The sequence below is a fragment of the Streptomyces sp. NPDC024632 genome (assembly GCF_055559175.1).
Genome location: NZ_JBVHLD010000012.1, coordinates 253,344 through 260,221, shown reverse-complemented (window position 1 = coordinate 260,221; position 6,878 = coordinate 253,344). Strand labels below are relative to the sequence as shown.

The window sequence follows — 6,878 nt, the reverse complement described above, 5'->3', positions numbered from 1 at the left end:
CTCCCCGCACCCCCACACCCCCCCCCCCACCCCCCCCCCCTCCTGTGGGGGTCCCCCCCCCCCCCCCCCCCCCCCCCCCCCCCCCCCCGCGCCGGTACGGATCACGCCCGCCCCCCGCCCGCTCGGCAGCCCCGATCCCACGACGGCGGCCATCGGCCCGCACGGACACCCGCACCCCCGTACGGAAACCGCCCGCCTGGGACAATGACCCCGTGAGCCACACCCCGGAGGACCCGCCAACCGCCCCAGGCGAGGCCCCCGCCCCCGGCGAGGCCCCCGCCCCCGACGAGGCCCCCGCCCCCGACGAGGCCCCCGCCCCGGACGAGGCCCCCGCTCCCGAAGCGGTCCCCGTGATCCGCCCCGTGGACTTCGGGGAAGCCCGGCTGATGCCGGACGTGGACCGGCCACGGGGCTGGCTGTTGACGGTGGACGGGGCACCGCAGTCGTATGTGGACCTGGACGATCCGGAGTGCCTGGAGTTCGAGTACGTGCGGCGGATCGCGTACGCGCTGGAGGCCGGGAGCGCGCCGGGGGGGCCGGTGGCGGCCGTGCATCTCGGGGGCGGCGGGATGACGGTGCCGCGGTGGCTGGCGTGGGCGCGGCCGGGTTCGCGGCAGGACGTCATCGAGGCCGACCGGCGGCTGGCCGCGCTGGTCGCCGAGCATCTGCCGCTGGCCGACCCCGCGTCGGTGACGGTGCACACGGCGGACGCGCGCGCGTGGCTGGCCACGGCGGCCGAGGCGAGCGCGGACGCGGTCGTGGCGGATGTCTTCGGCGGCGCGCGCGTGCCCGCGCACCTGACGTCGGTGGAGTTCGTGCGCGCCGCGCACCGCGTCCTGCGCCCCGGCGGCGTCTACGTCGCGAACGTCGCCGACGCGGCCCCCTTCGCCTTCCTGCGGTCCCAACTGGCCACGGTCCGCGCCGTGTTCCCCGCCCCCGCCGAGATCTGCCTGCTCGCCGAGCCGGGCGTGCTGCGCGGCCGTCGCTTCGGTAACGCGGTGCTCGTGGCCAGCGCCGCGCCGCTCCCGGTAGACGCGCTCGCCCGGCTGTGCGCCGCCGACGCCTTCCCCGCCCGCGTGGTGCACGGCGCCGCGCTCGACCGTTTCACCGGTCGCGCCCGCCCGGTCTACGACACGTCGGCCGCGCCCTCGCCGACCCCGCCGGACGGCGCCTTCACCGTCGGCTGAGCGGGAGCGGCGTCCGCGTGCGCCACGGTGCTGCCCGCCACCACCCCGTGCCCGCCGCCCGTACGCCGTTCCAGCCGTCGTACGTCCGGCAGCGTCAGCACGGCGCCCGTCAGCAGCACGACCACCGCGGAGCAGCCCCACAGCGCCTGCGTACGGCCGAAGAGGCTGGCGGCGGGGCCGGCGAGGGCCAGGGCGATCGGTGTCACGGCCACCGAGCCGAACCAGTCGTACGCCGACACGCGTGACATCTTGTCCTCGGCGATCTCCTGGTGCAACGCGAGCATCCAGCCGACCGCGAAGACCTCGATGGCCACGCCCGTGATGAACATGGCGAGCGCCAGGATCCACAGGGGAGAGGCGAGGGCGAGCGTGGCGCTCGGCAGGGCCAGGGGGAAGACGCCGAGGGCGCCCGCGAGCAGCATGCGGCGCGGTTTCCAGCGCATCATCAGCAGGCCGCCGCCGACCGTGCCGACACCGAAGGCGGCCATGGCCAGGCCCCAGGGTCCCGCGCCGCCGAGATGGTCGCGGGCGACCAGCGGCCCGTACACCGCCTCGGCCGCGCCCACCACGGCGTTGACCACGGCGAACTGCACGACGATGCCCCACAGCCAGGAGCGGGAGACGAACTCCCGCCAGCCCTCGCGCAGATCGCCGACGATGCCGGACGCCCGCGCCGGGCGGTCGCCCGCGGCGACGTGCAGCCGGGAGCGCATGGCGGCAGCGGCGGCGAAGCCCAGCGCGTCGATCGCCAGCACCCAGCCGGGCCCGAACGCGGCGACGAGCGCGCCGCCGACGGCCGCGCCGCCGATGGTCGCGCCGTTCATCGACATCCGGAAGACGGCGAAGGCCTTGCCCGCGTGCGCGGACTCGACCGTGGAGAGCACCATGCCCTCGGAGGCGGGGGAGAAGAAGGCGTGCGCGCCGCCGCCGACCGCGGTCAGCAGCGCCATCTGCCACAGCGCGGCGTGCCCGGCCAGGACGAGCACCGCGAAGGCGGCCTGCGAGAGCGCGTTGACGAGGTTGGCCGTCACCATCACCCGCTGACGCGGGATGCGGTCCGCGACCGCGCCGCCGATCAGCAGGAAGACGACCATGGCCAGGGTCCTGGCGGCGGCCACCAGACCGACGCCGGTGGCGCTGCCGCCGGACTCGATGACGGCGTAGGCGGCGGCGATGAGCGCGCCGGAGTTGCCGAGGTTGGTGATGAACGAGGCGGTGACCAGCAGTTGGAAATTGCGCCCGGCCCAGGACGGTAGGCGGCTCCTGGGGTCCCGAGAACGCGGACCGGGCGGGCGGGCGTCGGAGGGGCCGCCGCTGCGGGCCGTGTCGTTCGAGGTCACCCGGGGGACTATGCCCGCAGTCCGTTTCCTCTCGCAAACGGATTCCGGCCGGTCCGGGAGCGGCGGGCACCCGCCGCCCGCCGCTCCCCGCTCGCTCCTCGCCGCTCCCCGCTCGCTCGCTCCCCGCTCGCTCCTCGCTACTTCTTCAGCGGCCGGATCGTGCTCTTGATCTTGTCGATCACCGAATCCGAGAGCTGGTCGGGCACCCCGCGGTCGGCGTAGAGCACCCACACCACGAGCTTCTTGGCGGCGTCCGTCTGTGTCGGGTCGCTCCAGGCGACGGTGTACGCGGCCCCGTCCGCCGAGCACTTGCTGCTCTTCGGGATGTTGGCGGCGGTGGCCGACGCCTGCCAGCCCGAGATGCCGTGCGCGTTGTGGAACGCCTTGCTGTTCTGCACCTTGGAGAAGGTGCCCTTGCCGTTGTCCTGATAGGCCCAGTACGCCCACGACACGGCCTGCACCTCGGCGGCGTTGCGCACGCTCTTCGCCCCGTTGGCGCCCTTGGTGCCCACGGCGGCGCGGTCGGCGCTGCTGTTGCCGTTCTTGCACCAGTCCTTCTTGTAGTACGCGGGCGCGCTCATCGCGACGGCCGGGTCGCCGTTCTTGTCCTCGAAGCCGATCGTCATGCCCTCGCTGTCGACCGACCAGTCCGGCGGTACGTCGAAGGCGACATTGCGCTCGCTGCGGATGACGACCTTCCAGCCCGGAATGACCGGCTTGACGTCGAGCGCCGCCGGGTCGCCGCGCGGCGAGTCGCCCGTGTCGGCGTTGCCGCCCGTGGCGGTGGAGGTGGGCGCGGTGGTGGACGGCGTGCCCGTGGGCGACTGCGGCGCCGACGCGGTCGGACTCCCGTCCTTCGCGTCCGTCTTCTTCTTGTCGTCACCGGTGAGGTAGACCGCGCCGACGACGACCGCGGCGATCACCGCGACAGCGGCGGTGATCGCGATGCCGACCGTCAGCCCCTTGCGGTCGCGCTGCGGCGGCTGGCCACCAGGGCCACCGGGACCGCCGGGACCGCCGGGCACGGGCGGCCCCCAGCTCTGCGGAGTCGGGTAGCCGCCGGGCGGCTGCTGCCCGTAGCCGGGCTGGCTGTACGGGGACGGGGTGCCGTAACCGGGCTGCCCGTACGGCTGGGTGGGCGCCGCGGACTGGTTCGGCGGCGCGGCCTGGCCAGGTCCCGAGGGCGGTTGGCCGTAGGGCGGGGCCGACGGATGCTCCGGCGGCTTCTGGAAGTTCGGCGGACCGGACTGGGCGGGCTGGTTCGGTTGCTGCTGGTAGCCCGGCTGAGCGTACGGCGAGGGCGTGTCGTAAGGCGTCGGCCGGCCGTACGGCCCCGGCGGATTCGGCGGGGGGGCGCCCTGCGGGTTCTGCTCTCCCCCGTTGTGCTGTTCTCCTGGCCACATGGCTGGAAACACTAGGGGAGTGGGCCCGACGGTTCCACGCCGGATACCGCTACTGACTGGTAACATCGCGCCATGTCCGAGACCTTGCCTTCCATTGGCGACATGATGGCGGCCACCGTGCCGATGGCCCGCACCCTCAACCTCGAGTACATCGAGACCACGGCGGAGCGCGCCGTCGTGCTGCTGCCCGACCAGCCCGACTTCCACAACCACGTCGGCGGTCCGCACGCGGGCGCGATGTTCACCCTCGCCGAGTCCGCGAGCGGCGCGATCGTGCTCGCCGCCTTCGGCGACCAGCTCGGCCGGGCCGTGCCGCTCGCCGTCCGCGCCGAGATCGCCTACAGCAAGCTGGCGATGGGCCCGGTGACGGCCACCGCCGAACTGGGGCGGCCCGCCGCCGACGTGGTCGCCGAGTTGGACGCGGGGGAGCGCCCCGAGTTCCCCGTCGAGATCTCCATCAGCAGGGAGGACGGCGCCGAGACCGCGCACATGACGGTGGTGTGGACGCTCCGGCCGAACCGCTGAACCGGGCACTTCACGCCGGTCGCGGAGCGCCGCCCCGGACGGCCCGCCGATCGGCTTGTTTGACTCGCTCTTGACCGGACTTTCGCGGCGATCGGTCCGTTAGGCTTCGGCGGTGTGCGCCGCGTGCGCGCAACCCACCGTTGTCCAGGGGAGGAACCCCGCTGTGCACGTCCAGGAGTGGCTCGACGGCATCCCGCCGATCCTCGTCTATCTGATGGTCGGTCTGGTCGTCGGCGTCGAGAGCCTGGGCATCCCGCTGCCCGGCGAGATCGTCCTGATGAGCGCCGCGCTGCTGTCCTCGCAAGGGCACGTCAACCCCTGGCTGGTCGGCACCGCCGCCATCATCGGCGCGGTCGGCGGCGACTCCATCGGCTACTCGATCGGGCACCGCGGCGGCCAACCGCTGCTCGACCGGCTCGGCCGCAGATTCCCCAAACACTTCTCACCCGGCCATGTGGCCACCGCGGAACGCTCGTTCCAGCGCTGGGGCATGTGGGCGGTCTTCTTCGGCCGCTTCGTGGCCCTGCTGCGGATCTTCGCCGGGCCGCTGGCCGGTGTCCTCAAGATGCCGTACTGGAAGTTCCTGATCGCGAACCTGCTCGGCGGCATCGTCTGGGCGGGCGGCACCACCGCGGTCATCTATTACGTGGGTGTGGTCGCCGAACCCTGGCTGAAGAGGTTCGGCTACTTCGGACTCGCCGCGGCCGTGCTCTTCGGCATCGCCTCGTTCCTCTTCGTGAGGCGGCGCGCCGCCAAGGCGCAGGCGGAGTTCGAGCAGCAGGAGGCACCGGCGGCGCCCGGTGTCGCGGTGGCGCAGGGCGAGTAGGCCATACGTCACTGCGCGGACGGCGGGCCCCGGACCTCCGGGCCCGCCGTCCGCGCGTCGGCCGTCGGTCAGGGACTCGCCGTCCGCGTGTCGGCCGTCGCGTCAGGGACTCGCGGTGCGCGTCCGCCGTCAGCCCAGCGACTCCCGGTGCGCGTCGGCCAGCGCCACGTAATGCTCGGCGTTCAGCCGTACTGTCGCCTTCTCCTCCTCGGTCAGCTCCCTGCGCACCTTCGCGGGCACGCCCGCCACCAGTGATCCCGGCGGCACCCGCATCCCCTGCGGGACCAGCGCCGCCGCCGCGATCAGCGAACCGGTGCCGATGTGCGCGCCGTTGAGCACCGTGGCGCCCATCCCGACCAGGACGTCGTCCTCGATCACACAGCCGTGCAGGACGGCGTTGTGCCCGACCGTGACGCCCTCGCCGATGACGGCGGGGAAGCCGGGGTCGGCGTGCACCGTGCAGTTGTCCTGGATGTTGGAGCCCGCGCCGACCGTGATCGACTCGCAGTCGCCGCGCAGCACCGCGTGGTACCAGACGCTCGCGCCCGCGCCCAGCGTGACGTCCCCGAGGACCACCGAGCCGGGAGCGGTGAACGCGGTCGGGTCGATCTCCGGTGCGCGGCCCAGAATGTCCGCGATCAGCGGTACGGGGACGCCGCCGCCCGCCGTGCTCCCGCCCTCCGCGCCTGCCGCGCCCGCGCTCCGCGTAACCGCCGGGTCCGTCATGCCCACCGCCCTCGTCGTCGGTCCTGTGGTCTCCACCCGGCACCGTATACGGTGGGCCCGTGCCGAAGAACGAGAACGTGTTCTCCTCCGCGACCGCCGCCGCCACGGCCTGGCGTCGCCGCGTCGGATCGCGGATGGTGCACCGCGGCTGGCGCTGGGTGCAGAACGCGGGCGCGGTCACCGCCGCGCGCCCGGGACCGCTGCGCTTCGGCCGGATCGGCGAGGGCACCCGGCTCGCCTTCCCGCAGGGCACCGTCTTCGGCGAGCCGTGGATCCACCTCGGCGACCACTGCGTCATCGGCGAGCAGGTCACCCTCACCGCCGGGATGATGCCGGGCCTCGACCTCGGGCCCGACCCCGTCCTGCGCCTCGGCAACGGCGTCGTCCTCGGCCGCGGCAGCCACGTCGTCGCCTCCGTACCGGTGGTTTTCGGCAACGACGTCTACTGCGGCCCGTACGTCTACGTCACCAGCGACAACCACTCGTACGACGACACGACCCAGCCCGTCGGCAAGCAGTGGCCGCGCACCGCGCCGGTCGAGATCGGCAGCGGGAGCTGGCTCGGCTCGGGGTGCGTGATCCTGCCCGGCGCGCGGCTCGGCCGCAATGTGGTCGTGGCGGCGGGCGCCGTGGTCCGCGGCGAGGTGCCCGACTTCGCGGTGGTCGCCGGAGCGCCGGCCCGGATCGTACGGCGCTGGGACCCGGACACCGGCTGGCAGCCGCCCCTGCGCACCCCGCCGCCGCTGCCGGTCCCCGAGGGCGTCACCCCCGAGCAACTGCTGGCGCTGGCCGATCTGGAGGACCGGCCCTGAGCGCCCGGCCCCGGCGCTCGCCCCGAATCTCCGCCGCCGTGCGGGCATTTGTTACGTTG

At 74.1% G+C, this 6,878-nt stretch carries 7 protein-coding genes; 4 read left to right on the top strand and 3 right to left on the bottom strand.

Translation table 11 applies throughout. The features are described 5' to 3' along the window. The first annotated feature begins 386 nt into the window (after positions 1-386). The gene (locus ACZ37P_RS25440; RefSeq protein ID WP_467348806.1) at positions 387-1,187 is read left to right on the top strand and encodes a spermidine synthase; all 801 of its coding nucleotides are present in this window, start codon (positions 387-389) and stop codon (positions 1,185-1,187) included. Here the strand turns inward: ACZ37P_RS25440 and ACZ37P_RS25435 are convergent. Both ACZ37P_RS25435 and ACZ37P_RS25430 read right to left on the bottom strand, forming a co-directional pair. Beyond that, on the bottom strand, positions 1,127-2,527 hold the full coding sequence (locus ACZ37P_RS25435) for an MFS transporter (RefSeq protein ID WP_467348744.1): 1,401 nt from the start codon (positions 2,525-2,527) through the stop codon (positions 1,127-1,129). The genes ACZ37P_RS25440 and ACZ37P_RS25435 overlap by 61 nt on opposite strands. Positions 2,528-2,664: 137 nt before the next feature. Continuing rightward, positions 2,665-3,930 (bottom strand): DUF8017 domain-containing protein, encoded by a 1,266-nt coding sequence (locus ACZ37P_RS25430; RefSeq protein ID WP_467348742.1) that lies wholly within the window; start codon positions 3,928-3,930, stop codon positions 2,665-2,667. 72 nt (positions 3,931-4,002) lie between these two features. Here ACZ37P_RS25430 and ACZ37P_RS25425 point away from each other — a divergent pair, with 72 nt between their 5' ends. Together ACZ37P_RS25425 and ACZ37P_RS25420 are read left to right on the top strand one after the other, a co-directional pair. Further along, entirely contained in the window at positions 4,003-4,455 is a 453-nt protein-coding gene (locus ACZ37P_RS25425) for a DUF4442 domain-containing protein (RefSeq protein ID WP_355341307.1), read from the top strand. A 163-nt stretch (positions 4,456-4,618) separates the two neighbouring features. After that, on the top strand, positions 4,619-5,281 hold the full coding sequence (locus ACZ37P_RS25420) for a DedA family protein (protein WP_355341304.1): 663 nt from the start codon (positions 4,619-4,621) through the stop codon (positions 5,279-5,281). A gap of 129 nt (positions 5,282-5,410) precedes the next feature. Here the strand turns inward: ACZ37P_RS25420 and ACZ37P_RS25415 are convergent, their stop codons facing one another. Then, positions 5,411-5,923 (bottom strand): gamma carbonic anhydrase family protein, encoded by a 513-nt coding sequence (locus tag ACZ37P_RS25415; RefSeq protein ID WP_401854279.1) that lies wholly within the window; start codon positions 5,921-5,923, stop codon positions 5,411-5,413. A gap of 143 nt (positions 5,924-6,066) precedes the next feature. Here ACZ37P_RS25415 and ACZ37P_RS25410 point away from each other — a divergent pair, with 143 nt between their 5' ends. Next, positions 6,067-6,819 (top strand): acyltransferase, encoded by a 753-nt coding sequence (locus tag ACZ37P_RS25410; protein ID WP_355341301.1) that lies wholly within the window; start codon positions 6,067-6,069, stop codon positions 6,817-6,819. Positions 6,820-6,878: the final 59 nt, after the last annotated feature.

Excerpts from the sequence above, each read along its gene's own strand:
- ACZ37P_RS25440 (WP_467348806.1), top strand. The coding sequence starts at position 387 with ATGCCGGACGTGGACCGGCCACGGGGCTGGCTGTTGACGGTGGACGGG.
- ACZ37P_RS25430 (WP_467348742.1), bottom strand. The coding sequence starts at position 3,930 with ATGTGGCCAGGAGAACAGCACAACGGGGGAGAGCAGAACCCGCAGGGC.
- ACZ37P_RS25425 (WP_355341307.1), top strand. The coding sequence starts at position 4,003 with ATGTCCGAGACCTTGCCTTCCATTGGCGACATGATGGCGGCCACCGTG.